The sequence below is a fragment of the Nonomuraea turcica genome, from assembly GCF_030718205.1.
GTDB lineage: Bacteria > Actinomycetota > Actinomycetes > Streptosporangiales > Streptosporangiaceae > Nonomuraea.
The window spans coordinates 259,068-284,703 of record NZ_JAUZQF010000007.1; the positions used below are offsets into that span (position 1 = coordinate 259,068).

The 25,636-nt window shown below is 70.6% G+C and carries 23 protein-coding genes; 15 read left to right on the forward strand and 8 right to left on the reverse strand.

All coding sequences use genetic code 11. The features are described 5' to 3' along the window. The first annotated feature begins 30 nt into the window (after positions 1-30). The 7 genes from Q9G87_RS20250 (at position 31) to Q9G87_RS20280 (ending at position 8,323) form a co-directional block, all read left to right on the forward strand. Positions 31-1,293, forward strand: coding sequence for an RNA polymerase sigma factor (locus Q9G87_RS20250; protein WP_305917960.1), 1,263 nt, complete (start codon positions 31-33; stop codon positions 1,291-1,293). Positions 1,294-1,725: 432 nt separating this feature from the next. Continuing rightward, complete coding sequence (locus Q9G87_RS20255) at positions 1,726-3,063, forward strand: ABC transporter substrate-binding protein (protein ID WP_305917961.1); 1,338 nt, start codon at positions 1,726-1,728, stop codon at positions 3,061-3,063. A gap of 69 nt (positions 3,064-3,132) precedes the next feature. Beyond that, on the forward strand, positions 3,133-4,089 hold the full coding sequence (locus Q9G87_RS20260; protein WP_305917962.1) for a carbohydrate ABC transporter permease: 957 nt from the start codon (positions 3,133-3,135) through the stop codon (positions 4,087-4,089). After that, positions 4,086-4,916 carry a carbohydrate ABC transporter permease gene (locus Q9G87_RS20265; protein ID WP_305917963.1) on the forward strand — a complete coding sequence of 277 codons (831 nt, stop codon included), beginning with the start codon at positions 4,086-4,088 and terminating at the stop codon, positions 4,914-4,916. Before Q9G87_RS20260 ends, Q9G87_RS20265 begins: the two co-directional genes overlap by 4 nt. Further along, positions 4,913-6,322 carry a GH1 family beta-glucosidase gene (locus tag Q9G87_RS20270; protein ID WP_305917964.1) on the forward strand — a complete coding sequence of 470 codons (1,410 nt, stop codon included), beginning with the start codon at positions 4,913-4,915 and terminating at the stop codon, positions 6,320-6,322. Before Q9G87_RS20265 ends, Q9G87_RS20270 begins: the two co-directional genes overlap by 4 nt. Then, positions 6,303-7,301 (forward strand): LacI family DNA-binding transcriptional regulator, encoded by a 999-nt coding sequence (locus tag Q9G87_RS20275; RefSeq protein ID WP_305917965.1) that lies wholly within the window; start codon positions 6,303-6,305, stop codon positions 7,299-7,301. Before Q9G87_RS20270 ends, Q9G87_RS20275 begins: the two co-directional genes overlap by 20 nt. A gap of 14 nt (positions 7,302-7,315) precedes the next feature. Next, positions 7,316-8,323, forward strand: coding sequence for a phosphotransferase family protein (locus Q9G87_RS20280; RefSeq protein ID WP_305917966.1), 1,008 nt, complete (start codon positions 7,316-7,318; stop codon positions 8,321-8,323). On the opposite strand, the gene Q9G87_RS20285 is transcribed toward Q9G87_RS20280, so the two are convergent. Both Q9G87_RS20285 and Q9G87_RS20290 read right to left on the reverse strand, forming a co-directional pair. Further along, positions 8,267-10,516 (reverse strand): M64 family metallopeptidase, encoded by a 2,250-nt coding sequence (locus tag Q9G87_RS20285; protein ID WP_305917967.1) that lies wholly within the window; start codon positions 10,514-10,516, stop codon positions 8,267-8,269. The genes Q9G87_RS20280 and Q9G87_RS20285 overlap by 57 nt on opposite strands. 54 nt (positions 10,517-10,570) lie before the next feature. After that, positions 10,571-11,509 carry an anti-sigma factor gene (locus Q9G87_RS20290; RefSeq protein WP_305917968.1) on the reverse strand — a complete coding sequence of 313 codons (939 nt, stop codon included), beginning with the start codon at positions 11,507-11,509 and terminating at the stop codon, positions 10,571-10,573. A gap of 174 nt (positions 11,510-11,683) precedes the next feature. On the opposite strand from Q9G87_RS20290, the gene Q9G87_RS20295 reads away from it, so the two are divergent. Together Q9G87_RS20295 and Q9G87_RS20300 are read left to right on the forward strand one after the other, a co-directional pair. Further along, the gene (locus tag Q9G87_RS20295) at positions 11,684-13,021 is read left to right on the forward strand and encodes a class II 3-deoxy-7-phosphoheptulonate synthase (protein WP_305917969.1); all 1,338 of its coding nucleotides are present in this window, start codon (positions 11,684-11,686) and stop codon (positions 13,019-13,021) included. A 166-nt stretch (positions 13,022-13,187) separates the two neighbouring features. After that, on the forward strand, positions 13,188-13,970 hold the full coding sequence (locus Q9G87_RS20300; protein WP_305917970.1) for an SAM-dependent methyltransferase: 783 nt from the start codon (positions 13,188-13,190) through the stop codon (positions 13,968-13,970). A gap of 188 nt (positions 13,971-14,158) precedes the next feature. Here Q9G87_RS20300 and Q9G87_RS20305 read toward each other — a convergent pair whose 3' ends face one another. Further along, the gene (locus Q9G87_RS20305) at positions 14,159-14,524 is read right to left on the reverse strand and encodes a thioredoxin family protein (RefSeq protein WP_371825802.1); all 366 of its coding nucleotides are present in this window, start codon (positions 14,522-14,524) and stop codon (positions 14,159-14,161) included. A gap of 111 nt (positions 14,525-14,635) precedes the next feature. Beyond that, the gene (locus Q9G87_RS20310) at positions 14,636-16,336 is read right to left on the reverse strand and encodes an ExeM/NucH family extracellular endonuclease (protein ID WP_305917972.1); all 1,701 of its coding nucleotides are present in this window, start codon (positions 16,334-16,336) and stop codon (positions 14,636-14,638) included. A gap of 106 nt (positions 16,337-16,442) precedes the next feature. On the opposite strand from Q9G87_RS20310, the gene Q9G87_RS20315 reads away from it, so the two are divergent. After that, a complete protein-coding gene (locus Q9G87_RS20315; RefSeq protein ID WP_305917973.1) occupies positions 16,443-17,756 on the forward strand; it encodes a pentapeptide repeat-containing protein in 1,314 nt (437 codons plus the stop codon). On the opposite strand, the gene Q9G87_RS20320 is transcribed toward Q9G87_RS20315, so the two are convergent. From Q9G87_RS20320 to Q9G87_RS20330, 3 genes are read right to left on the reverse strand one after another with little or no spacing between them, the layout of a single operon-like run. After that, positions 17,753-18,193 (reverse strand): SRPBCC family protein, encoded by a 441-nt coding sequence (locus Q9G87_RS20320; protein ID WP_305917974.1) that lies wholly within the window; start codon positions 18,191-18,193, stop codon positions 17,753-17,755. The genes Q9G87_RS20315 and Q9G87_RS20320 overlap by 4 nt on opposite strands. After that, a complete protein-coding gene (locus Q9G87_RS20325) occupies positions 18,177-18,509 on the reverse strand; it encodes an ArsR/SmtB family transcription factor (RefSeq protein ID WP_305917975.1) in 333 nt (110 codons plus the stop codon). The genes Q9G87_RS20320 and Q9G87_RS20325 overlap by 17 nt, the downstream gene beginning before the upstream one ends. Beyond that, a complete protein-coding gene (locus Q9G87_RS20330; protein ID WP_305917976.1) occupies positions 18,506-18,859 on the reverse strand; it encodes a VOC family protein in 354 nt (117 codons plus the stop codon). Before Q9G87_RS20330 ends, Q9G87_RS20325 begins: the two co-directional genes overlap by 4 nt. Positions 18,860-18,967: 108 nt before the next feature. Between Q9G87_RS20330 and Q9G87_RS20335 the strand changes: the two genes are divergently transcribed. Beyond that, complete coding sequence (locus tag Q9G87_RS20335) at positions 18,968-19,636, forward strand: permease prefix domain 1-containing protein (protein ID WP_305917977.1); 669 nt, start codon at positions 18,968-18,970, stop codon at positions 19,634-19,636. Here Q9G87_RS20335 and Q9G87_RS20340 read toward each other — a convergent pair. Continuing rightward, a complete protein-coding gene (locus Q9G87_RS20340; protein ID WP_127932579.1) occupies positions 19,628-19,963 on the reverse strand; it encodes a helix-turn-helix transcriptional regulator in 336 nt (111 codons plus the stop codon). The genes Q9G87_RS20335 and Q9G87_RS20340 overlap by 9 nt on opposite strands. Before the next feature lie 86 nt (positions 19,964-20,049). On the opposite strand from Q9G87_RS20340, the gene Q9G87_RS20345 reads away from it, so the two are divergent. Genes Q9G87_RS20345 through cydC form a run of 4 tightly spaced genes read left to right on the forward strand, consistent with a single transcriptional unit; the run spans position 20,050 to position 25,636 of the window. After that, the gene (locus Q9G87_RS20345) at positions 20,050-21,219 is read left to right on the forward strand and encodes a cytochrome ubiquinol oxidase subunit I (RefSeq protein ID WP_305917978.1); all 1,170 of its coding nucleotides are present in this window, start codon (positions 20,050-20,052) and stop codon (positions 21,217-21,219) included. Positions 21,220-21,229: 10 nt separating this feature from the next. After that, positions 21,230-22,069 (forward strand): cytochrome d ubiquinol oxidase subunit II, encoded by an 840-nt coding sequence (locus Q9G87_RS20350; protein ID WP_305917979.1) that lies wholly within the window; start codon positions 21,230-21,232, stop codon positions 22,067-22,069. A 7-nt stretch (positions 22,070-22,076) separates the two neighbouring features. Next, on the forward strand, positions 22,077-23,888 hold the full coding sequence (gene cydD / locus Q9G87_RS20355) for a thiol reductant ABC exporter subunit CydD (protein ID WP_305917980.1): 1,812 nt from the start codon (positions 22,077-22,079) through the stop codon (positions 23,886-23,888). Beyond that, positions 23,885-25,636, forward strand: coding sequence for a thiol reductant ABC exporter subunit CydC (gene cydC / locus Q9G87_RS20360; RefSeq protein WP_305917981.1), 1,752 nt, complete (start codon positions 23,885-23,887; stop codon positions 25,634-25,636). Before cydD ends, cydC begins: the two co-directional genes overlap by 4 nt.

The window sequence follows — 25,636 nt, forward strand, 5'->3', positions numbered from 1 at the left end:
GGCGGCGTGCGGCCCTGGTCTTATGGGCCCGTGACGGCTACCGACACGCATCGCGCGATCGAGGCGGTTTGGCGGATCGAGGCGGCCCGGCTCATCGCCGGACTGGCCCGGCTGGTGCGCGACGTCGGCCTTGCCGAGGAGCTGGCACAGGACGCGCTGGTCGCCGCCCTGGAGCAGTGGCCCGAGTCCGGGGTGCCGCGCAACCCCGGCGCCTGGCTGATGACGGTCTCCAAGCGCCGCGCCATCGACCTGATCCGCAGGAACGAACGCCTCGAACGCAACCTCGCCGAGCTCGGGCACCGGCTGGAGCACGAGGCAGAGCTCCCCGAGGTCGACGAGATCGAGGACGACCTCCTGCGCCTGGTGTTCACCGCCTGCCACCCGGCACTGTCGATGGAGGCGCGGGTGGCGCTGACGCTGCGCGTCCTCGGCGGCCTGACCACCGAGGAGATCGCCCGCGCGTTCCTGGTCCCGGAGTCCACGGTGGCGCAGCGCATCGTCCGCGCCAAGCGCACCCTGGCCGACAAGCAGATCCCCTTCGAGGTCCCGCAGGGCGCCGAGCTGGCCGGCCGCCTGGCCGCCGTCCTGGAGGTCATCTACCTCATCTTCAACGAGGGCTACTCGGCCACGGCCGGCGACGACTGGATGCGCCCCGCCCTGTGCGAGGACGCCCTGCGCCTGGGCCGGGTCCTGGCGGGCCTGCTGCCCAAGGAACCGGAGGTCCACGGGCTCGTGGCGCTGATGGAGATCCACGCGTCCCGTTCAGCGGCCCGCGTGGGCCCCTCCGGAGAGCCCATCCTCCTGCTCGAGCAGAACCGCGCCCGCTGGGACCAGCTCCTCATCCGCCGCGGCCTGACCGCCCTGGAGCGCATGGAAGACCTCGGCGGCGCCCACGGCCCCTACGCGCTCCAGGCCGGCATCGCCGCCTGCCACGCCCGCGCGCTCAACCCCGAGGACACCGACTGGATACGCATCGCCGGCCTGTACGAAGAGCTGGCCAAGCTGTCGCGCTCCCCCGTCGTCGAGCTCAACCGGGCGGTCGCCCTGTCCATGGCCTACGGCCCGGCGGTCGGGCTCGAGCTCCTGGACCAGATCATGGAGGAACCTTCGCTGAAGGACTATCACCTGCTGCCGAGCGTCCGCGGCGACTTCCTGTTCAAGCTGGGACGGCGGGAGGAGGCACAAGCCGAGTTCGAGCGGGCGGCGGGCATGACCCGCAACGCCCGCGAGCGCACACTGCTGGAGGAACGCGCCGCCGCCTGCCGCGCCGGCACCGCGCCCACCCCGCCCTGAGTCCGGGCCACGCCGGCCATGCGGCCGCGGTCGGCCAGAAGAGCCGATCCCCTGGCGGGCTCAGGTGCGTTGCTCGCGGGTGATCTCCGAGGGCGCGACTCGCTGCGCACTCCGTCGGGGCCCTACTCGGAGGCCCGCAACGCCGGGGGTGACTGTGAGCAAGCGAAGGTGTACGGGCGACATGCCCAGGATGTGACACAAAAGATGTCTCTTGTGGTGGGAGCGCTCCCAATCGGGTCTTTGCGTACTTTATCCTTGTAAGTCCGACTTCATCTTTCCAAATCGCACCATTGGTAACGGTTGCGTTTCGGTGGATTGACGTGTAGACGCCGCAAGGGCACCCTTTGTGGGAGCGCTCCCAAACACTCCCACCGCGGCGGAGCGTATGCCGCGGTGCACTCCCCCCAACATTCACCCGAGAAGGGGTCCACCATGATGATCAGCAAGCGTCGCGGCAGCCTTGTCGCGGCGTCGGTGGTCGCCGCGGCGGCGCTGACCGTCGCGTCCTGCGGCTCCGGCAGCACCCCCCAGTCCAGCGGCGCTCCGGCCTCCTCGGCGGCCCAGCCGGTCACGATCCGCGTGCAGACCTTCGGCGGCGGCACGAACTTCGGCTACAAGAACGTCATCGACAAGTGGAACGCCGAGCACAAAGACATCCAGATCAAGCACGAGAACCTCACCGACCAGTTCGAGCAGCAGTACTGGCCGCAGATGATCCAGTGGCTGCAGGCCGGCAACGGCGCGGGCGACGTGGTCGGCATCGACGAGGGCGGCATGGGCCTGGCCAAGGCGCACCCCGAGTGGTGGGCCGACCTGAAGGAGTACGGTCTGGAGTCCCGCAAGGCCGACTTCCCCGCCTGGAAGTGGGAGACCGGTGTCAGCACCGACGGCAAGGTCTTCGGCCTGGGCACCGACATCGGCGGCATGAGCATCTGCTACCGCACGGACCTGTTCAAGAAGGCCGGCCTGCCGACCGACCGGGCGGAGGTCAGCGCCCTGTGGCCGACGTGGGACGAGTTCATGAAGGTCGGCCAGCAGTTCCAGGGCAAGGTCAAGGACACCAAGTGGGCTGACGGCACCAACACGCTGTACCAGGTGGTGCTCTACCAGGAGGCGGCCAAGAACGGCAACGTCGCCTACTTCGACCAGCAGAACAACCTCATCGTCGACAAGAACCCGGCGGTGAAGACAGCCTTCGACTTCGCCTCGAAGATGAGCCAGGGTGGCCTGACCGCCAAGCTGCGCAACTTCACCGACGAGTGGGCGGCGGGCACCCAGAAGGGCTCGTTCGCCACGCTCGGCTGCCCGTCCTGGATGCTCGGCGTGGTCAGCGGCAACGCCGGCGACGGCGGCGCGGGCAAGTGGGACGTCGCGTCCGTGCCGGGCGGCGGCGGCAACTGGGGCGGCTCCTGGCTGGCCGTGCCCAAGCAGTCCAAGAACCCGAAGGAAGCGGCCATGGTGGCCGACTACCTGACGCAGGCGCAGACCCAGGCGAGCATCTTCACCGACTTCGGCAACATGCCGAGCAACACCAAGGCTCAGCAGGAGGCGGCCGTGCAGGGCGCGAAGAACGAGTTCTTCAACGACGCCCCCATCGGTGAGATCTTCGCCAAGTCGGCGTCGAGCCTGCAGCCGGTCTTCCTCGGCGTGAAGCACGCCCAGGTCAAGAACGCCATCGAGTCGGTCATCCAGGGCATGGACGACGGCTCCGTTCCGCACGACAAGGCCTGGCAGCAGCTGGTCGACGACGCGGTCAAGGCCGCGGGCTGATCTCCCCGCCCGGCCCGCCACCAGCGGGCCGGGCCTGTTGCTGCCGACAAGCTGCCGAAAAGGTCTGTTATGAGCCTCGACACCCTTCCGCGGGCGATGCGGAACTCGCATCGGCGTGACCGCCCGCCGGGCCGCCGCTGGCGGTCCCGGCTGGACGTCAAGGCGATGCCGTACGCCCTGGTGTCCCCCTACTTCATCCTGTTCGCCGCCTTCGGGCTCTTCCCGTTGGCCTTCACGCTGTACTACTCGCTCTACGACTACGACTTGGCCGGGACCACGGAGTGGGCCGGGCTGGGCAACTACACCGCGCTGCTCGCCGACGAGGACTTCTGGCGCGCCGTCGTCAACACGATCGGCATGTTCGTCATCGCCACCGTCCCGCAGATGTTGCTGGCGCTGTTCCTGGCCAATGCCCTCAACAAGCGGTTCAGGCTGCGCCTCGCGATCCGCATGAGCGTGCTGCTGCCGCTGGTGACCTCGGTGGTCGCGGTCGCGGTGGTCTTCACGCAGCTGTACGCCCGCGACTGGGGCCTGGTCAACTGGATCCTGAGCTGGTTCGGCGTGGACGCGCTGAACTGGCGGGCCGAGCGCATCCCTTCGTGGATCGCCATCGCGACCATGGTCGACTGGCGCTGGACGGGCTACAACGCGATCATCTTCCTGGCCGGCATGCAGACCATCCCGCGCGACCTGTACGAGGCGGCCGCGATCGACGGCGCATCGCGGCGCAGGCAGTTCTGGCAGATCACGCTGCCGATGCTGCGCCCGACCATGATCTTCGTGGTGCTCAACTCCACGATCGGCGGGCTGACGCTGTTCTCCGAGCCGACCACGTTCTACAACGGCAACGTCGACGGCGGGTCGCAGGGCCAGTTCCAGACGGTGGCCATGTTCATCGTCAAGCAGGGCTTCCGCGAGTTCGACTACGGCTACGCCGCCGCGGCCGCCTGGCTGCTGTTCCTGCTCATTCTCATCGGCGCGGCGATCAACTTCCTGTTCGTGCGCAGGATCGGGGGCTCGAAATGACCAACTGGTCTCCGACCATCCTCACCAGGGTCATGCTGGGCGTGGCCGTCCTGCTGTCGGCGTTCCCGCTGTACTGGATGCTGGTGATCGCCTCCCGGACCAACGCCGACGCGGTGGCGGTGCCGCCGCCGTTCCTGCCGGGCGGCAACCTGGGCGAGAACATCGTCGCGGTGCTCAACAACCCGGACGCGCACTTCCTGCTGGGCCTGACGAACTCCTTCATCGTGGCGAGCGTCGTCACCGTCTCCGTCGTCATCATCTCGACGCTGGCCGGCTTCTCCTTCGCCAACCTGAACTTCAAGGGCCGGAACCTGCTGCTGGTGCTCGTGCTGCTGACCATGGCAGTGCCGCTGCAGCAGATGGGCGTCGTGCCGCTCTACCGGCTCATGGTGAGCCTGGAGTGGACGGGCACGCTCACGGCGGTCATCCTGCCGTACCTGCTCAACGGGTTCGGCGTGTTCCTGATGACCCAGTACACCCGGCAGGCCGTGCCGATGGAGCTGGTCGAGGCGGCCAGGGTGGATGGCGCCGCCACGCTGCGGATCTGGTGGAACGTCGTGCTGCCCGCCGTGCGGCCGGGCATGGCCGTGCTCGGCATCAACACGTTCATGCTCATGTGGAACGACTTCATGTGGCCGCTGATCGTGCTGACGCCGGACAACCCCACCGTGCAGATCGCCATCACCCAGCTCAACGCCCGGTTCTCCACGAACTACACGTTGATCTTCGCAGGCACGGCGCTGTCCATCATTCCGCTCATCGCGGTATTCGTCGCATTCGGCCGTCAGATCGTCGGCGGACTCATGGAAGGTGCGGTCAAGGCGTGACGACTCAAGAGGAACAGACGCGTGCCGGGCTGCGCTTCCCCGCGGGCTTCGCGTTTGGCGCGGCGACCTCGGCCTACCAGATCGAAGGCGCCGTCCAGGAGGACGGGCGGGGCGTCTCCATCTGGGACACCTTCGCCAAGACCCCGGGCCGGGTGCTGAACGGGCACAACGCGGACGTGGCCATCGACCACTACCACCGCTACCGGGACGACGTCGCCATCATGGCGGAGCTGGGCCTGACGGCCTACCGGTTCTCTGTCTCCTGGCCGCGCATCCAGCCGACCGGCTCGGGCGAGGTCAACCAGAAGGGGCTGGACTTCTACAAGCGGCTCACCGACGAGTTGCGCGGGCACGGCATCGACCCGTGGCTGACCCTCTACCACTGGGATCTGCCCCAGGAGCTGGAGGACAAGGGTGGCTGGCCCAACCGCGACGTCGCCTACCGCTTCGCCGACTACGCGGCGAAGGTGCACGAGGCGCTGAAGGACCACGTGCACACCTTCAGCACCGTCAATGAGCCATGGTGCGCCGCGTTCCTCGGCTACGCCTCGGGGGAGCACGCCCCCGGCCGGCGTGAGCCGCAGAACGCGATCAGGGGCGCGCACCACCTCAACCTGGCGCACGGGCTGGCGGTGCAGGCGATGGACGCCCGGCGGGTGGGCGGCTGCGTCAACCTGTACGCGATCACCCCTGCGACCGACAGCGTGGAGGACCTGGACGCGGCGCGGCGCATCGACGGGCTGCAGAACCGGTTCTTCCTGGACGCGCTGATGCTGGGCCGCTACCCGGAAGACGTGCTGAACGACCTCCCTGTCGAGATCGACTTCATCCAGCCGGGCGACATGAAGATCATTAACGCGCCCATCGACGTGCTGCTCGTCAACTACTACAGCCGCTTCACGGTCTCGGGAGCACCAGGCGGCAAGCAGTCGGCGTCGGCGGCTCCCACGGACACGGGTTCGCCGTGGGTGGGCAGCGAGCACGTGTCGTTCGTCAGCGGCGGGCAACCGGTGACGGCGATGGGCTGGGAGATCGACGAGAGCGGCCTGGTGGAGGTCCTGACGCGGGTGGCGCGGGAGTACCCGGCGGTCCCGATGGTGGTCTCCGAGAACGGCGCCGCCTTCGACGACGTGCTGGTGGGCGGCCGGGTGCACGACCGGGAGCGGCAGGCGTACGTGGAGGCGCACCTCGGCGCGTGCAAGGAGGCCATCGACGCGGGCGTGCCTCTGGAGGGGTATTTCGCCTGGTCGCTGATGGACAACTTCGAGTGGGCGTGGGGCTACGGCAAGCGGTTCGGCCTGGTCCATGTGGACTTCGAGACCCAGGAGCGGCTGCTCAAGGACAGCGCGCGCTGGTACTCGGAGATCATCCGGCAGAATAGGCAACATGAACCGACCGACTCTTGAGGCTGTCGCGGCTCGGGCCGGTGTGGGCCGGGGCACGGTGTCGAGAGTCATCAACGGCTCGCCGAACGTCAGCGCCAAGGCCCGCGAGGCCGTCGAGCTGGCGATCCGCGAGCTGGGCTACGTGCCCAACCGTGCGGCGCGCGCCCTGGTGACGCGCCGCACCGACACGGTGGCGCTGGTGGTGTCCGAGTCGCAACTGCGGGTGTTCGACGAGCCTTACTTCGCCGGCACCATCCGCGGCATCGGCTCGGCGCTGGCCGAGACCGGGCTGCAGCTCATCCTGGCGATGGCGCGCACGCCCGAGGAGCACGAGCGTCTGGAGACCTACCTGACGGGGCAGCACGTCGACGGCGTGCTGCTGCTGTCGCTGCACGGCGCCGACCCGCTGCCGGGCCGGCTGGAGGCGATGGGCGTGCCGACCGTGCTGGGCGGCCTCCCCGTCGGCCTCAACCCTTACAGCTATGTGGACATGGACAACAGGGCTGGGGCCCGTCAGGCGGTCAAGCACCTGCTGGGCCTCGGCCGCCGCCGGATCGCCGCGATCGCCGGCTCCCAGGACATGGGCGTGGGCGTCGATCGACTGGCCGGCTACCGCGACGCGTTGCTGCCCTCGGGCCTGCCCGAGCTGGTGGTGTACGGGGACTTCTCCGAGCAGAGCGGGGCCACGGCGATGGCCGAGCTGCTGCAGCGCCATCCCGAGGTGGACGCGGTGTTCGCCGCGTCCGACCCGATGGCGCTGGGCGCGATGCGCGTGCTCAAGGCCGCCGGCCGGGCGATCCCGGAGGATGTGGCGGTGATCGGGTTCGACGACTCCAAGGCCGCGGTGAGCGCCGACCCGCCGCTGACCACCGTCCACCAGCCGACCGAGGCCATGGGCCGGCAGATGGCCAAGCTGCTCGTCGCCCGCATCAACGGCGAGGTGCTGCGCCAGCCCGTCGTGATCCTGGACACCCATCTCGTACGCCGCGAATCCGCCTGACAGCGAGGAGTTCCGTGGACAGCAGGACCAAGCGCCAGTTAACCGCCGCCGAGCTCGACGCACTCGCCCACCGGGCGCTGGGCACGGGCGTGTGGTCGTCGACCGAGCTGACCGACGGCTACGCCAACGCCGTCTGGCGGCTCGCACTCGAGGACGGGCGCGAGGTGGTGCTGAAGTTGTCGCCGCCGCCCGAGCTGGACCAGCTCAGCTACGAGCGCAACCTGCTGCGCATGGAGGCCGCCGCCATCGAGCTGGCCACGGGGGCGGGGGTCCCGGTCGCGCCGCTGGTGCACGCCTGTTACGACGACCCGGTGCTGGGCGGCGACTACCTGATGCTGGCCGCGCTGGACGGGGTGTCGTGGAACGACGTCAAGCCCGACGTCAAGCCCGGCGACGAGGCCGCGCTGCGCCGTGAGCTGGGCCGCCATCTGGCCAGGTTCAACGCGGTGACCGGCGAGGTGTTCGGCTACCCGCACGCCGGGATCGTGGGCCGGACGTGGCGGGAGGCGTTTCTGGCGATGGTGGCGGCGCTGCTTGGGGACACCGAGCGCTATCCGACGCCGCTGCCCCGGCCGGTCGAGGAGATCATGGCCGTGTTCGAGGCCGCCTCGCCCGTGCTCGACGAGGTGACGACGCCGCACCTGGTGCACTTCGACGTGTGGGTGGGCAACGTCTTCCTGGATCTGCGCGGCACGCCGCGGATCCAGGCCATCATCGACCACGAGCGGGCGTTCTGGGGCGACCCGATCGCCGAGTTCGTCACGCCGACGATCTTCGGCGAGCTGCGCGAGGACGACCCGCTGCTGGCGGGCTACCGCGAGGTGACGCCGCTGGAGCTGACTCCGGCGGCGCTCACCAGGCTCGACCTCTACCGGGCCTACCTCTCCTTGATCCTGCTGGTGGAAAACGGTCCCCGGCAGTATCCGGAGGAGGAATACGCCAGGCTCCGCGACGGCGCGACGCGGTCATTGACGGACATGCTGGACCGCCTCGTACGCTCCTCCCTCGGGGCCCGCGGCTAGCTTCGCGCACTGGCCGGCGCCGGCGCCGGCCAGGTTGTTCGGCACGCCCAGGTCGGCGGGCGCGGGCGTGTTGCCGGTGCAGGCGAGGGCTCCCTTGACGGTGGTGTCGGACAGGATCGGCGCCGTGTTGCCGGTCAGCAGCGCGGCGCCGCGCAGCTCAGCGCCCACGACGACCAGCTCGGCCGCCCCGCTGACGGTCAGTGCGCCCTCGACGCGGGCTTCGAGCAGGTGGACGGCGGCCGGCTTCGACGCGGTCAGGGCGCCGGTGACACGGCCGCCGGTGACCACGATCGAGGCGCCGGGCCTGACCGTGACGGGGCCGGTCACCTGCGCGTGGTCGAGGCAGGTGACGCCGCCGGCGACGACGAGGGCGCCCCGGTGCTCGCCGGTGACCGTGCGGGTGCAGGCGGGCGGCGGCGCGATCGTGGTGACGGTGAAGCTCTTGGCCTTGCCGAGGTTGCCGGCGGCGTCGATCGAGCGGTATTCGATCGTGTGGCGGCCGCGCGGCAGCTTGCCGTACATGAGCGAGTCGATGACCGTGCCCTGCTCGGAGAACGTCCACGGCAGCTCGGAGGACGTGGGCCAGCCGAAGTAGTTGAACCAGCCGTCGCCGTCCACCCTGGACTCCGCGACCACATACCCGTCGCGGTCGTCGGTCCCGGTGAGCCGCATCGAGAACGGGCCGTTGTAGACGTAGGTGTCGCCCGACCTGGCCAGCGGCTGCGACAGCTCGTACGCCGTGCGCGGCGCCTCCGCGTCGACCGGCCAGGTGAGCGTGCGTCCGCCGAGCGCCGCGGTCAGCGTGTGCGCCCCCGGGCTGAGATCGAGCTCGCCCAGGTCGAGGTCGGTGCCGCCCTTGACGGGTTTCCCGTCGAGCGTCCAGGTGATCTCGGGGACGGCGGTGGCCGGGTGGGTGGTCTCGACGTACACGACGTCGGCGCGGCCGAGCGGCCGGTCCGTCGGCGTCGAGGAGACGACGGCGGGATCCACGCCGTCCGGCGGAGTGGTCAGCGCGGTGTCCACCGTCCAGGTGCGGGACCTGGTCATGGACTGCCTGATCGCCGGGTCCCTGACGAACCCGGTCGGGTCGGAGACGGCGGCCGTGACCGTGTGCGTGCCCGGCGCCAGGTTCAGCGTGCGCAGGTCGAGCGTGTCCCGCTCGCCCGGCAGCTCACGGCCGTCCACGGTCCACGTGGTCGTCAGCGAGTGGCTCACGGGACGCATCGGCTCCACCCACAACACCCGATCGGCGCCGACGGGCGCGTCCGCGGGCGCCGCGTCCTGAATCAGCGTGGTCTTGGCGGTGATGCGCTGCGTCATGATCTCGCGGCTGACCTGGTCGAAGTAGTAGCCGAGCGTCTTCATCATCGAGTGCGCGCTCGGCCGCCACACGCCGGTCGTGTAATAGAGGCCGCCCTCGTAGCGGCCGATCGGGCCGCCGGACTCGCTCGGCTCGCCCAGCCAGCGCCACCACTTCTTCTGCTGGTCGCGCAACTGCTGCTCGGTCAGCAGGGTGTGGTGAGCGCTCGACGGCTCGGGGCCGGTGTAAGCGCCGCCGGGGACTCCGCGCTGGTAGTAGTCGTACTCGTCCTGCAGGCCGCCCAGGGAGTGGCCCAGCTCGTGCGGGCTGATCAGGGCGGACATGCTGTTGCTGCCGGAGGCGGTGGCGTACGTGCCGCCCGCGCCGCCATAGGTGGCGCTGTTGGCCAGCGCGAGGATCTGCCGGTTGGCGGGCACGGTGCCGGTCACCAGGTTCGCGTAGCGGGTGGCGGCGGCGTTGTCCATGGTGATGAGGCGCTGGACGCTGCTGGGGTTACAACGGCCCCAGAAGCCCATGCTCAGCGGCGTCGTACGCCTGGGCGCGTCCAGGCCGGGGTCGCAACTGATGCCGGACTCTCCGGAGACGATGTCGATCCGATAGACGTTGATGTAGTTCCGGTACGACTTGAACGGCTCGATCGACCACATCACGTTGAGGTGCCGGTCGGCGTCGGTCTGGAACTCGGCCTGTTCGGCCTCGGTGTAGCCGTCGCCCATGAGGATCAGGTTGAACCGCTTGGCTGGAGAACCGGTGACCTGCACGGGCACCACGGTGGCCGCGCCCGGCTCAGCGGCGGCGTGCGCGGCGGATAACGGGACAGAGGGCGCGGTCAGGACGACGGCGGCCATGATCAGGACCGCGAATCTACGCATGCTCCGCACTATCTCGCAGCCGACGATCATTGCCCAGACGCCACGGGCCCGGGCTCAGGTCTCGGGCAGGTCGGCCAGCATGATGGGCTGCGTCGTGGGTTTCTCCGAGCCGCTCGCCGGCTCGACCGTGATCGCCACTTTGTCGTCGTCACGCAGCGGGGTGAGCATCATGGGCGCGGTGACGCCGTCCTCGGCGGGGCTGAGCACCCCGGCCGGGCGCGGGCCGCCGGGGCCCATCAGCCACAGCTCGTACGCCTGCGTGTCCGGCAGCTTGCGCAGGTCGGACGAGGTGAACACCATGCGGCCCTTCGACCGCGAGATCACGATCGTGCCGGTGCCGCCGGAGGTGACCGGCTGGCGCAGCGTCTCGGCGTCGGCGGCGGCCAGCACGGCCACCAGGTCGTCGTTCCTGGCGGTCAGCTCTCCCAGGTCGCGGCGGGCGTCGAAGGCGACCGCGCCGAGCGCCACCGCGGCCGCCGCGGACACGGCCGCCAGCCCCGCCAGCACCTTCGGCCGCTTCCGCCGCAGCGGCACCACCTGGCCACCGACCTGACCACCGATCTGGCCACCGGCCTGGCCACTGATCTGGCCACTGGCCTGGCCGGTGCTCTCCACGGGCGGCCCTTGCGCGGACGCCGGCACCGCAGGGAACACCTGCACCTCCCCCGGCCCCGGCACGGGCGCCGGCGGCAGGGCCTCGCGCGGAAGCTTGAGCGTCGGCGGCTCCCCCGGCGCGAGGGGCGGCGCCTGCTCGGCCCAGGCCGGGCGCCGCCCACGGGACTCGTGCGCGGCGGCGAGCAGGCGGCTGCGGAGCCGGGCGGGCGGCGGCTCGGCCACCGTCTCCGCCAGCCTGGCGGCCGTCTCCCGCAGGCGCCGGACCTCGGCTCCGCAGACCCGGCACGCACGCAGGTGCTCCTCGAACAGCACCCACTCGGCGTACGGCAGTGCGTGCACGGCGTAGGCGCCAGAGAGGGTGTGGAGATCGTCGTTCATTTCCACTCCCACGGTGAGAGGCGGCTCACGCATGTACTTCGGCCGCTCGGGCACGCCGGATGGCCCCGAGCCCTGCTCATTTCACATGACGTGCGCCACAGCGGCGGGGGTGGATACCAAAACGTGGACATTGGGGTCGGTAGCGGCGGGCTGCGTGGAATACCCTCGTATCTCGTGAGCAGCAATCTTCTGGATCTTGATTCCTGGCGAGCCCTCCCCGCGGCCCAGCAGCCCGACTGGCCTGACCGCGGCGAGCTCGACAAGGTCGTCTCCGAGCTCGGCGGCCTGCCCCCCTTGGTCTTCGCCGGCGAGTGCGACCAGCTCAAGGACCAGCTGGCCGCCGTCGCCCGCGGCGAGGCCTTCGTCCTGCAGGGCGGCGACTGCGCCGAGACCTTCTCCGGCGCCACCGCCGACAACGTCCGCAACAAGCTCAAGACGCTGCTGCAGATGGCGATCGTGCTGACGTACGCGGGCAAGGTGCCGGTCGTGAAGATCGGCCGGGTCGCCGGTCAGTTCGCCAAGCCGCGTTCCAAGCCGACCGAGACCCGCGACGGCATCGAGCTGCCCGCCTACCGGGGCGACATGGTCAACGGCTTCGAGTTCACCGCCGAGTCGCGCAATCCGGATCCGTGGCGGCTGCTCAAGGCCTACCACTCCTCGGCCGTGACGCTGAACCTGGCGCGGGCGTTCACCAAGGGCGGCTACGCCGACCTGCGCCAGGTGCACGCCTGGAACCAGGACTTCGTGGCCGAATCACCGGCCGGGCGCCGCTACGAGCAGCTGGCCAGGGAGATCGACCAGGCGCTGGCGTTCATGCACGCCTGCGGGGCCGATCCGGAGGAGTTCCACACGGTCGAGTTCTACTCCTCGCACGAGGCGCTGATCCTCGACTACGACCGGGCGCTCACGCGCATCGACTCGCGTACGGGGCTGCCGTACGACGTGTCGGCGCACATGGTCTGGATCGGCGAGCGCACCCGCCAGCTCGACGGGGCGCACGTCGACTTCTTCGCCCGCATCCGCAACCCGATCGGCGTCAAGCTCGGCCCGACGACCACATCCGAGGAGGCGCTGGCGCTCGTCGAGCGGCTCAACCCGGACAACGAGGCGGGACGGCTCACGTTCATCACCCGGATGGGCGCCTCCAAGATCCGCGAGCACCTGCCCGCGCTGGTCAAGGAGGTCACGGCCTCCGGGGCGCAGGTGGCGTGGATCTGCGACCCGATGCACGGCAACACCTTCGAGGCGCCGAGCGGGCACAAGACGCGGCGGCTCGACGACGTGCTGGACGAGGTGGCCGGGTTCTTCGAGGTGCACCGGGCGCTCGGCACGCATCCGGGCGGCATCCACATCGAGTTCACCGGCGACGACGTGACCGAGTGCGTCGGCGGCGGGCACGGGATCGTCGAGGGCGACCTGGCGACCCGTTACGAGACGGCCTGCGACCCGCGCCTCAACCGCAGCCAGTCCCTTGACCTGGCCTTCCGCGTGGCGGAGCTCTACCGCGGCTGACCGCCGCCGCGCGCCCGCCCGGTGACCCGGTGCTGCCGTCGTGTGCCTGATACATGGCGGCAGCGTGATCTGCGTCTCATTGGCGACAAGACCAGAACGATTTTCGGGTTACTGCGGGAGCGGCGGCATTAGGATCTCCCATAAGTCGCCAAATATGGGAGAAAACGTGGACAGTGCCCCTGAGGGGGTGGACCCCAACGTCCCCAACGTCGCGCGCATGTATGACTATTACCTCGACGGCAAGGACAACTTCGCGGCCGACCGGGCAGCGGCGGAGCAGATACTCAAGACCTTCCCCAACACCAAGGAAGGCTGCCGCGCGAACCGCGCGTTCTTGAAGCGCGCGGTGCGGCACGTGGTGGACGAGGGCGTCCGGCAGATCGTGGATCTGGGCGCCGGCCTGCCGACCCAGGGCAACACCCACGAGAGCGCCCCCGACGCGCGCGTCGTCTACGTGGACTACGACTCCGTGGTGTGCGTGCACGGCAGGGCGCTGCTGGCCAGGAGGGAGAACGTCGACTTCATCCAGGCCGACGTGCGCGAGCCGGACGTGCTGCTGAACAAGCTGGACGGCCTGATCGACTTCGACCGGCCCGTGGCGTTCATGCTGCTGGCCATCCTGCACTTCGTCCCCGACGACAACGCCTACGACCTGGTGAAGAAGCTGCGCGAGGTGAGCGCGCCGGGCAGCCGCCTGGTGATCAGCCATGCGGTGGACTCCACGCCGGACACGACCCCGCAGGCGATCGAGATCTACAAGAAGGCCACGGCCTCGCTCAACCTGCGCACCCGCGAGGAGATCCTGCGGTTCTTCGACGGGTACGAGCTGGCCGAGCCGGGACTGACGTATCCAGCCGCGTGGCGTCCGGACGGCCCGGACGGGCCCGGCAACGGCATCGACTTCGGCTACGTGGGGGTCGGCCGCAAGCACGGAGCGGCGAACGCTTAGGCCCGAGAGCGGCAGCTTGCGTGACCAGCGAGGGCCGAGTGAGCGCGACCATAAGCACGGAGCGGCGAACGCTTAGGCCCGAGAGCGGCAGCTTGCGTGACCAGCAAGGGCCGAGTGAGCGCGACCATAACAAGGCCTAACATGCCGAAGCCCCGCCAGGTATGGGCGGGGCTTTCGCGTTCGGGTCGTCAGCTCTGCCCGGCCTTCTTCATTTCCTCGGCGAGCTCGGCCCTGATCGCGTCCATGTCGAGGGCCCGCACCTGACGGATCAGGTCCTCCAGCGCCGGCGCCGGGATGGCCCCGGCCTGGGCGAAGACCACGATGCCGTCGCGGATCGCCATGAGCGTGGGGATCGAGGTGATGTCGAACCCCTGCGCGAGCCCCTGCTCGGCGTCGGTGTCGATCTTCCCGAAGGTGATGTCGTCATGCTTGTCCGACGCCTGCTCGAAGATCGGCCCGAACTTCTTGCACGGCGGGCACCACTCCGCCCAGAAGTCGAGCAGCACGATCCCCTTGTCGGCGATGTCGTTGAAGTTCTTCTCGGTTACTTCCATGGTCGCCACAAGCGGCTCCTAGCTCGTCGGTGAGTGTGTCCTCGCTGTCAAACCACGTACCCGTTCCCAGCATTCCATGCGCGGCCCCGCTCGGGGCCGCGCATGGAGGGATCAGCGGGCGCTGGGCAGGGTCAGACCGACGACCAGGGGGTCGTGGTCGGAGGAACGGTAGGCGTCCGGCTTGTACAGGCCAGGCGGGTTGTACTCGGTGTTGTAGTCGAGGATGCGCGGCTCGTCGGCGTTGATGTGCCAGATGGTCGCGCCGGTCACCCGCTTGAGCAGCTGCTTGCCGACCAGGGCGTGGTCGAGCTCGCCCGCGAGGCCGTCGAAGAGGTAGCTGTAGCGCTGCGGCGCGGGCACGAACTTCTTGGTCACGCCGGCCAGGCCGCCGGCCTCGAGGGTGTCGATCGGGTCCTCCTCGCCGTAGGCGTTGAGGTCGCCGAGCACGATCGGGTTCGGCAGCTCCTGGCCGGCGATGATGCCGAGCAGCGCCTTGGCCTGGGCGACGCGGGTGGGGTTCCAGCAGCCCTGGCCGTCGCCCTGGTCAGTGTCGGGGCTGCTGGAGGGGCAGCTGCCCTTGGACTTGAGGTGGTTGACCACCATCGTGAACGGCTGGCTTCCGCTCTTCCTGCGGAAGGTCTGGATCAGCGGCGGGCGGCTGAACACCGGGTCTTGCGACGCCTTGGCCTCGCCGACCGGGGTGAGCTTGCCCGGCTTGTAGATCAGGCCGACCTGGATGGCGTCGGTGCCGGGGTACGGGTGCGCGAGCGCCGCGTACGTGCCCGCCCCGACCTCGGCGTTGACGGCGTCCACGAGCGCCTGCAGCGCGGTCTGGCCGTTGTTCTCGACCTCCATGAGCGCGACCGCGTCCGCGTTGAGTCCCTTGAGCGCGGCGACCAGCTTGGCGAGCTGGCGCTGCTGCTCGGCGGCGGTGGTGGCGCCCCGCGAGCCGAGCGTGGTGAACCAGTTGAGCGTGTTGAACGAGGCCACCTTGACGTTGCCGATCACCGGCAGCGGCTTGGGCAGGCGCGGGTTGAGGTTCTTGTAGTCGATCGCCTTGGTGGGCTGCAGCCGGTACTTGCCGAACCCGTACCCGAGCACGCCGGTGATCCCCGTCGCCACGTCGCCGGCCCGCACGATCGGCGGCAGGGTGGCGGGGTTCTCCCGGTTGGAGCCGTCGTCGACGAGCAGCGAGCGGCGGGCGTTCAGCGCGGGGTCCACGCCGGGCCGGTCCGTCGGCTGGTAGAGCCTGCCCTGCGAGGACAGCGTGACCTCGCCGTAGCGGCCCAGGTTGTAGTGGTCGCTGACGGTCAGCGGCTGCGGGAACGTCAGCAGCATGCTCTCGACCGGCTCGAGCCCGCCCGAGTTCTCACCGGTGGGCAGCGTGGATGACTGCGCCGCCACGCTCCCGGTGCCGCACACATCCACGGCGGTGACCGGCGACAGCTCGGTCCAGCCGTTGAACTCGATCGCCCGGCCGGTGACCAGCACCCGGTCGCCGATCTTGACGTCCTTGAACGACTCGCGCGCGAACGCGAACAGCCCCTCGGAGGTCTTCGGGTCCGCGTCGGGCCGCGTGTCCTGCAGGAAGAAGCCGCTGAGCTGGTCGGTCCGCTGGAAGTCGCCGGTCACGACCCCCTCGACGCGCACGGTCTGGCCCGCCAGCGGGGTGGCGTCACCGGCGCCCTGCACCTGCGCGACGCGATGGGTGGCAGGGGTGTCGCAAGGAGTGGCCGGGGCGGCCGCCGCCGGAGTCGCGGAGAGGCCCACCGCGACGAGGGCAGCGAGTGATGCTCGGGATAAAACGCGCATGACGGGCACTTTACGGCCAGTCTCGACCGCATATTTCCACGTAAAAATGGATAGAACATTAAAACATCGAACCTTGACATGGGGCCGCCGCGGGTATGCCCACTGCATGGACTGGGTCACCTGCGCGTATTCGGTTGCCTGTACCGGAATCGCCGGCCGGCCGTCCGGCCTCTGTCTCGCCCATCTGTCACCAGAACAACTCCCCGAGGCGCTCGACCAGATGTCCCCGAGCCGCCTCCTGGACCTGCGCGGCACGACCATCACCACCGACCTGCTGTCCAGGGTGCTGGAGGCCACCGGCGGCAGACCCGGCCGGGCCCGGCTGGACCGGGTCAGGTTCACCGGCGACGTGCGGCTGTCGGGCGTGACGTTCGCCGGCGACGTGTCGCTCGACGACGCCAGGTTCGACCGGCTGGCCTCGTTCTTCGGCGCCCGGTTCGAGGGCAACGTGTCCCTGGCCGGCGCCCGGTTCGCCCGCGAGCTGTCCTTCCACGGCGTCACCGTGCGCGGGCACGTCTCCCTGGATCGCGCCGTGATGGCCCGCGACGCGCTGTTCAGCCAGGCGGTCTTCGGCCACGGGCTGTCCGGCGAGCGGGCCAGGTTCGACGGGTTCGCCACGTTCGACGGCGCCCGCCTCGGCGACGGGGCCGGGTTCCGGGGGGCGCGGTTCGGCCGTACGCTGTCCTTCCGCAAGGTCAGCGGGCACGCCGGGTTCGAGGCCGCGCACTTCGCCGCGGACGCGTACCTGTCGGCCACCGGCCGGCTGTCGGCCGCCCGCGCCCGCGCGGACGGCCTCCTGGACGTGATGGTGGCGCGGTGCGGCGTGAACCTGCGCGGGGTGGAGGTGGCCGGGGCCACCACGCTGCGGCTCACCGACTCGCAGGCGGACCTGGAGGGCGCGGTGCTGCGCGGCCCGGCCACCGTGAGCGGCCGGGGCACCTCCACGGTGACCTCACTGCGCCAGGTGGAGGCGGCCGATCTGGCACTGCGCGGGCTGGACCTGTCCTCGTGCAGGTTCGCCGGGCTCGCCCACCCGGCCGGGGTACGCGTCAAGGACTGCACGTTCGCGCTGACCACGCGCGGCATGCGGGTGAGCCTGCGACGGCCGATGCTGCGCTGGTTCTCCCGGCGCAGCGCCCTGGCGGACGAGCACGGCATGGACGGCGGCCCGGCCCCCGGACTCACGGCTGACCGGCTGGCCGCGCTCTACGCCGGGCTGAGGCCCAGCGACCGCGCCACGTCGGCGGACTTCGCGTTCGCGGCGATGGAGATGCGCCGCCGGGCCGGCCACCGATGGTGGTTGTCGGTGTGGTGGCTGCTGTCCGGGTCCGGCCTGCGCCTGGGCCGGGCGGCGGCCTGGTTCACACTGCTCGCCGCGCTGGCCGCGGCCGCCGTCCTGTGGGCCCCGATGCACCGCTAGAGCTGGGCGGCCAGATCGGCGACGCGGCGGAAGTGTGACGGCCAGCCGCTGCCCATGATCCGGCGCGACATCTGCTGCAGCTCGTCGCCGGGGTCGAAGCCCTCGTGGTCGAGGAACAGCCGGGTGCCCTTGCCCTCGGGCTCCAGCCGCCAGGTGACCGTCCAGTCGGCCTGCTTGCCGTCGCTCCAGCTGATCTTCAGCAGTTTCTCCGGCTCCAGCTCCAGCACCTCGCAGTGGACGATCCCGTCGAAGCCCACCTGCTTCTTGGGCTGGGTCCGGAACGTGAACCGGTGGCCCACCTCCGCCTTGAAGTCGTTCGGCATGAGCCACTGGGCGACCAGCTCCGGCTCGGTGAGCGCCCGCCACACCTTCGCCGGCGGGTGCGCGATGAACTGGTCGAGCCTGATCGCTCGGAGGTCTTCAGCCGCCTTGTTCATTTTCTTCCATTTCGTCGAGGAGCTTCGTGAGGTTCGCGAGCTTCTCCCGCCAGAACCGTTCGTACGGGGAGAGCCAGTCGCGGATCTCCATCAGCGGCGCCGGCTCCAGCCGGTAGTGCCGCTCCCTGCCCTGGCGGGTCTCGGACACGAGCCCGGCGTCCTTGAGCACCTTCAGGTGCTCCGACACGCTGGGCCGGCTCATGTCGAACCGCTCGGCCAGCCGGCCGGCGGGCTGGCCGCCCTCTTCCAGCAGCAGGCGCAGCAGCTGGCGCCGGGCCGGGCTGGCCAGCGCGGTGAACACGTGGTCGGCGGTCATAGCTCGCTGACGACGAATCCGTTGCCGAAGGGGTCGTGGAAGAGCAGCTGCCGTCCCCACGGCTGGTCGGACGGCCCTTCGCAGGCGACGCCGTTGTCACGCAGCCGCGCGGCCAGCGCGTCCAGGTCCGGCGCGCCGACCACCAGGCCGCCGATCGGCGCCATGTCAGGGAACCAGGAGGCCAGCAGGAGCGCGGTCTCGGCGCCCTTGGGGGCCACGGTAAGCCAGCGGCCCATCGGGAACGGGTTGTCGGTGCGCACCTCGAACTCGAGCACGCCGGTGTAGAACGCCAGCGCCCGCTCCTGGTCGGCCACGGGCACGGTGATGGTGAGGATGGATGAGATCGGCATGTCAGCCACTATACGTAGGTTTTTTCCTACGCGACAACCCGGGTCCGCGGAAATATCGGGGATTTCCCCGAGTGAACCCCTGAGGGTGCCCCTCGTAAACTGAGAGTCATGCTCATCGACGACTACATGGCCGAGCTCGATCACGCGCTCGCCGGACCCCACGGCCCCAAACGGGACCTGGTCGTCGAGGCACGCGACAGCCTGACCGACGCCGCCGACGCCCTCGAGGCCGGCGGGCTCGACCGGGCGGAGGCCGAACGCATCGCGGTGGCGGAGTTCGGGCCCATCGGCGAGATCGCCCCCGGCTACCAGGCCGAGCTGACCTCCACGTCGGGGCGGCGGCTGGGTTTCCTGCTGTTCCTCAGCGTGCCGATCACCGTGCTGATGTGGTCGGTGTTGTGGCGCATGTATCCCGCTGACGACGACGTCTGGAGGACCCAGCCCGCGTGGTTCTCGCCGGTCTCCCGGCTGCTCGACATCGTCCAGCTGGCGGTCGGCGTCTACGGCGGGCTCGTGCTGTTCGCGCTGGGCCGGGGCGCCAAGTGGATCCGCCGGCCCCGCCTGCTCACCAGGTCGCTGGCGGTGGTGGTGTGGATCTCGCTGCCGGTCAGCATCGGGCTCGCCCAGCTTCTCACGCACGGCACGGAAGGCGCCGACAACCTGAGTTCCCTGCCCTCCGTGCTGGCCAACCTCGTGACCACGGCGTTGTGGGGGCTGCAGGTCTACGGTGCGGTCTGGTGCATGCGCATCACCCGGGCCGCCCGCCGGTCAGCCTGACGCCCTGGCCTCCGCGCGCAGCACGCTGCCGATCACGGTGGTGAACTCCCGCCAGGCCGACCGCTCCCCCTCGAGCTGTCTCCGGCCCGCGTCCGTCAGCCGGTAGGTGCGGCGCTTGCGCCCGCCGACGGTCGCCCACTCGCTGGACAGATAGCCGATGCGCTCCAGCCTGCGCAGCGCCGGGTAGACGGTGCCGGTCGGCACGCTCAGCGCGCCCCCGCTGCGTTCCTGCAACGCCTCGATGATGGCGTAGCCGTGCAGCGGCTCCCGCTCCAGCACTGAGAGCAGCAACGCGTCCATGTGCCCGCGCAGCGCGTCCGGATTCATGTGTCAGATCTTAGGCAACCGGTCAGCATGTAGGCAGTCTACATGTAGTCTGTCTATATGTAGGTAGACACAACAACGGAGTCGTGATGGATGTACTCGACCTGGCCCGCACACAGTTCGCGGTGACCAGCGGGCTGCACTTCCTGTTCGTCGTGCTCACGCTGGGACTGGCGCCGCTGGTGGCGATCATGCACACGCGCTGGGCGATCTCGGGCAGGCCGCTGAACGAGGCGATGACCCGGTTCTGGGGGCAGATCTACGTCATCAACTACGCGCTGGGCATCGTGACCGGACTGGTGATGGAGTTCCAGTTCGGGTTGTCGTGGAGCGGGCTGTCCCACTACGCGGGCGACGTGTTCGGCGCGCCGCTGGCCATGGAGACCCTGGTGGCCTTCTTCCTGGAATCCACGTTCCTGGGGCTGTGGATCTTCGGCTGGGGGCGGCTGCCGAAGTGGCTGCACCTGGCGTGCATCTGGCTCGTGACGCTGACGGCGTACGCGAGCGCGTTCTTCATCATGGTCGCCAACTCGTACCTGCAGAACCCGGTCGGCTCCGTCGTGCGTGACGGGCGGATGGAGCTGGTCGACTTCGGCGCGCTGCTCACCAACCCGTCAATGGTGTTCGCGTTTCCGCACGTGGTGGGGGCCGGGCTGTTCACCGGGGCCATGGTGCTGGTGGGGGCGAGCGCGTATCAGCTGCGCCGCCGCAGCGAGCACGTGGAGTTCTTCACCAAGTCGATGCGCACCGGCGTGGTCGTGGCCGCGATCGGGATCTTCATCACGATGGGGTTCGGCTACGCGCAGTTCGCCGTCATCCCGGTCGAGGGCAAGTTCGACGGCAACGTGGGAGCGGCGATCGGGCTCGCCGTCATGATGGAGATCGGGCAGCTGCTGGGGCTGATCGTGCTGCTGGTGATGCTGCCGATGATCCGCGTTCTGCCGCGATGGCGGTGGACGCACCTGCTGCTGATGGCGATGACGCCGCTGCCGTTCGTGCTGTCGATCGCGGGCTGGGTGGCCAGGGAGGTCGGCCGGCAGCCGTGGATGATCTGGGAGAAGCTCACCGTGGCCGACGCCATGTCGCCGGGGCTGACCTCGGGCATGGTCACGGCCTCGCTGATCGGGTTCGTCGCCGTGCTGGGGTTGCTGGCGGTCGTCGACTACGTGCTCATCGCGCGGGTCGTCAAGCGAGGGCCGCGCGACCCGGACCTGGGCGCCGCCGACCGCGAGTCCCGTACGCCGGCTATGAGCTTCTAGGGGTGCTGAGATGGAAGTGATCTGGTTCGTTATCTTCGCGGTGCTGCTGGTGGGATATTTCGCCCTTGAGGGGTTCGACCTGGGGGTGGGGCTGCTGCTTCCCGTTCTGGGGCGGACGCGGGAGGGTCGCGATCGCATGGTGGCCGCGGTGGCGCCGTACGTGCTGGCGAACGAGGTGTGGCTGGTGGCGGTCGCCGGGACGCTCTTCGGGGTCTATCCGCTGCTCGAAGGCGAGGTGTTGTTCGGTTTGTACCCGGTGGTGGTGGCGATGCTGCTGAGCTGGGTGCTGCGGGACGCCGGCCTGTGGTTCCGGCGCAGGATCGACGGCCGGCGGTGGCGCGGGTTCTGGGACGCGATGATCGCGTTCGGGTCGCTGGGGCTGTCGTTCGGGTGGGGCATGGCGCTGTACGCCGCCGCCACCGGGTTCGCCTCCTCGCCGGTGCATCCGGTCGGGCTGATGCTGGGCGTGGTGGTGACTCTGCTGTTCGCCCTGCATGGGTGGACGTTCCTGGCCTGGCGGGCGCCCGGCGACTTCCCGGAGCGGCGAGTAGGGCTCGGCAGCGGTAGCTTGCGTGACCAGGCCGGGCCCGTAGGGAGCGCGACCACGAGCACAGCGGCCCGGTCGGGGCGGGCGCTCATGCTGTCCGGGATCGTCGCCGCGCTGCCCGCGGCGGGGCTGCTGGCGGGGGCGATGCCGTACCTGCTGGAGCACAGCGCGCCGGCGGCCACCCTGAATGTGCTCAGTCTCATGGTCCTGCCGTGCGCACCCATCATGGTGGGCGCGCAACTATGGGTGTGGAACACTTTCCGTCCAGGAAAGGATGCCTTCCGTCTCCCGTCGTTCTTCTAGAGGACTCGTGCACAAGGATCTCCTGCGGCTCATGCGGGCCGAGCGGTCGGTACGCCGCCACCTGGCCGTCACCATGGCCGCGGCCGTGCTGGCGGGGCTGCTTGTGCTCGTGCAGGCCGAGTTGCTCGCCGGGGTGTTGTCCGGACAGTTCGCCGCCGCCGCCCTCACCGGGCTGGCGGCGGTGGTCTGCCTGCGGGCGGTGCTCGCGTGGACGCAAGGCGTCTTCGCCGGGCGCACCGCGACCGGGGTCAAGTCCGCGCTGCGCCACCGGCTGCTGGGCCGGCTGCGCGACCTCGGTCCTGGACGGCTCGCCGCGCACCGCTCGGGCGAGCTGGTCACGCTCACGGGGCGCGGGCTGGACGGGCTGGACGCCTACCTGACCGGTTACCTGCCGTCGATCGCGGTGGCCGGGGTGGTGCCGGTGGCCGTGCTCGTGCGGTTGTTCGCCGCCGACCTGGCTTCGGCGGTCATCGTGCTGATCACGCTGCCGTTGATTCCGATCTTCGGGGCGCTGGTCGGCATGACGACCAAGGCCGTGACCGAGCGCCAGTACCGGGCGCTGTCCCGGCTCGGGGGTCACTTCCTGGACGTGGTGCGGGGGCTGCCCACGCTGCGGGCGTTCGGGCGGGCGCGCTACCAGGCCGGCGTCATCCAGGAGGTGGCCGACGCGCACCGCAGCGCGACCATGAAGACGTTGCGGGTGGCGTTCCTGTCGTCGCTGGTGCTGGAGCTGTGCGCGTCGCTGTCGCTGGCGCTGGTGGCGGTGCCGATCGGGCTGCGGCTGCTCGGGGGGTCGCTGGATCTGACGACGGCACTGCTGGTGTTGTTGCTGGCGCCGGAGGCGTACCTGCCGCTGCGGGCCATGGGGACGCGCTTCCACGCCTCCATGGAGGGGGTCGCGGCGGCCGACGCGGCCTTCGCCGTGCTCGACTCCGCCGGGGACCCGCCGGCCTCGGAGGGGCGGAAGGCCGCGCCCTCCAGCGGCGCCCCGGAGATCCGGCTGGAGAACGTGACCGTCCGCTACCCGGGCAGGGACACCGCCGCGCTGGACAACGTCACCCTGACCATCGGGCCGCGGGAGCGGGTCGCCCTCGTGGGCGAGAGCGGCGGCGGCAAGAGCACGCTGCTCCATCTCCTGCTCGGCTTCGTACAGCCTGCTGAGGGGCGGGTTCTGGTGGACGGAGTCGAGCTGCGGGATCTGGACGTGGCGAGCTGGCGTTCGCGGCTGGCGTTCGTGGCGCAGCGGCCTCATCTGTTCGCGACGTCGGTGGCCGACAACATCCGGCTCGGGGCTCCTTCGGCTTCTCTGGAGGACGTACGCCGGGCCGCCGGCGCCGCCCACGCTGACTTCGTGGCCGCGCTTCCCCAGGGGTTCGACACCGTTGTGGGTGAACGGGGTGCCAACCTGTCCGCCGGGCAGCGGCAGCGCATCGCGCTGGCGCGGGCCTTCTGCCGTCCCGGAGCGTCGGTCCTGCTGCTCGACGAGCCCACCGCGCGACTGGACGGGCGCAGTGAGGCCGCGGTGGTGGCGGGGACGGCGGAGCTGGCCCACAACCGCACGGCCGTCATCGTCGCCCACCGGCCTGCCATGATCGATCTCGCGGACCGCGTCATCCGGCTCCACGAGGGCCGCGTCATCTCCGACACCACCCGCACTCCGAGCTCCCCCGCCCCCCGATCGACGGACGGGCACGTGACGGCACCCGCAGACGGGGTGCCGGCTACGGACGGGCATGGCCCGACGGCCGCGGACGGGCATGGCGCGACGGCCGCGGACGGGCACGTAGTGGCGGGGCGGCGTGAAGGGGACGAGGGATGACAGGGCGCATGGGGAAGCGGCTGGTGTGGGCGGTGCTGGCCGGAGCGGCGGCGGACCTGGCCGGGCTGGGTCTCATCGCCGCCGCGGCCTGGCTGATCACGAGAGCCGCCGAGCAGCCGCCCCTGGCCGCGTTGAGCGTGGCGATCGTGGCGACCAGGGCGTTCGCCACGAGCAAGGGCGTCTTCCGTTACCTCGAACGCCTCACCGGCCATGACGTGGCACTCCGCGCCCAGGCCGGCACCCGTGAGGACCTCTACCGGGCCCTGATCCCGCCCCAGCAGCCCCGCCACGGCGGCGCGGATCTGCTCAGCCGCATGGTGGACGACACCGAGGCCGTGCAGGATCTGCTCGTCCGCTGCCTGCTCCCCGCGGCCGCCGCGGCCATCGCCGGGCTCGCGGCGGTCGTCATCGGGCTGACGATCCTGCCGGCGGCGGCGCTGGTGCTGGTGGCCGGGCTGGCGCTGGCCGGGATACTGCTGCCCGCGGGCACGGCCGCCGCCGCCCGCCGCTGGTCGGCCAGGATCGCCCCGGCCAGGGCGGCGCTGGCGGGCCGTGTGGCCGACCTGGTGCACGGCTCGGCCGACCTGGCGGCGTACGGCGCCGACGACGCGGCACTGGCCAAGGCCGAGGCGGCCGACGAGACGCTGGCCGCGCTCGAGCGCCGCCAGGCCCGCGTCCACGCCGCCGCTCTGGCCGGGGGCACGCTGGTGCAGGGGCTGACGGTCGCGGCCGTCGTTCTGCTCGCCCAGGGGGCCGGCGTCGGCTCGGTCGGCACGGCCGTGCTCGCGCTGACGGCCTTGGTGTCGTTCGAGCCGGTGCTGCCGCTGGCGGCGGCGGGCGAGCGGATGGCGGGCATCACGGCGGCGCTGCGTCGGCTGCGTGAGGTCCGCTCGGCCGCGACGGCCGTCGCCGACCCCGCCGCACCCGCGCCCAAGCCCGAGTCCCCGCTCACGATCGAGGTCCACGACCTGGTGGTACGCCACCCCGCTCCGCCTGCCACGGGCGGCGCCACACCGCCCCGCCACGGTGACCGCCTCGTCGAGGACGGGGCGGCGGCGCGCGACGGGCGGCCCGCTCTGGACGGGGTGTCGTTGCGGCTCACCCCCGGCAAGCGGGTGGCGATCGTCGGGCCGAGCGGTGCGGGCAAGAGCACGTTGCTGGCCGCGCTGATGCGGCTGGTCGAGCCGGAGTCCGGGGACGTCAGAGTCAACGGCGTGGACCTCGGGGATCTGGCGGGCGACGACGTGCGCGCCCTGATGACCGGCCTCACCCAGGACCCCTACATCTTCCGCGCCACCCTCCGCGACAACCTGCGCCTGGCCGGCCCCGAGGCCGACGACGAGAGGCTGCGCCGCGCCGTGCGGGACGCCAGGCTCGACGGCTGGGTCGAGCGGACCGGGTGGGACGCCGAGCTGGGCGAGGACGGCAGGACCGTCTCCGGCGGGCAGCTGCAGCGGCTGGCCCTGGCCAGGGCCCTGCTGTACGACCCGCCGGTGCTGCTGCTCGACGAGCCCGCCGAGGCGCTCGACGAGGAGACCGCCGACCGGCTGATGAGCGACCTGCTCGACGTGACCGAGGACCGCACCACGGTGCTCGTGACGCACCGGCTCAAGGGCCTGGAGACGATCGACGAGATCGTGGTGCTGGAGGAGGGCCGGGTGATCCAGCGCGGCCGCCACGACGAGCTCGTCGCCGTCCCCGGCTACTACCGCGACCTGTGGGAGTCCGAGGTCCTCACCAGAAGGTGA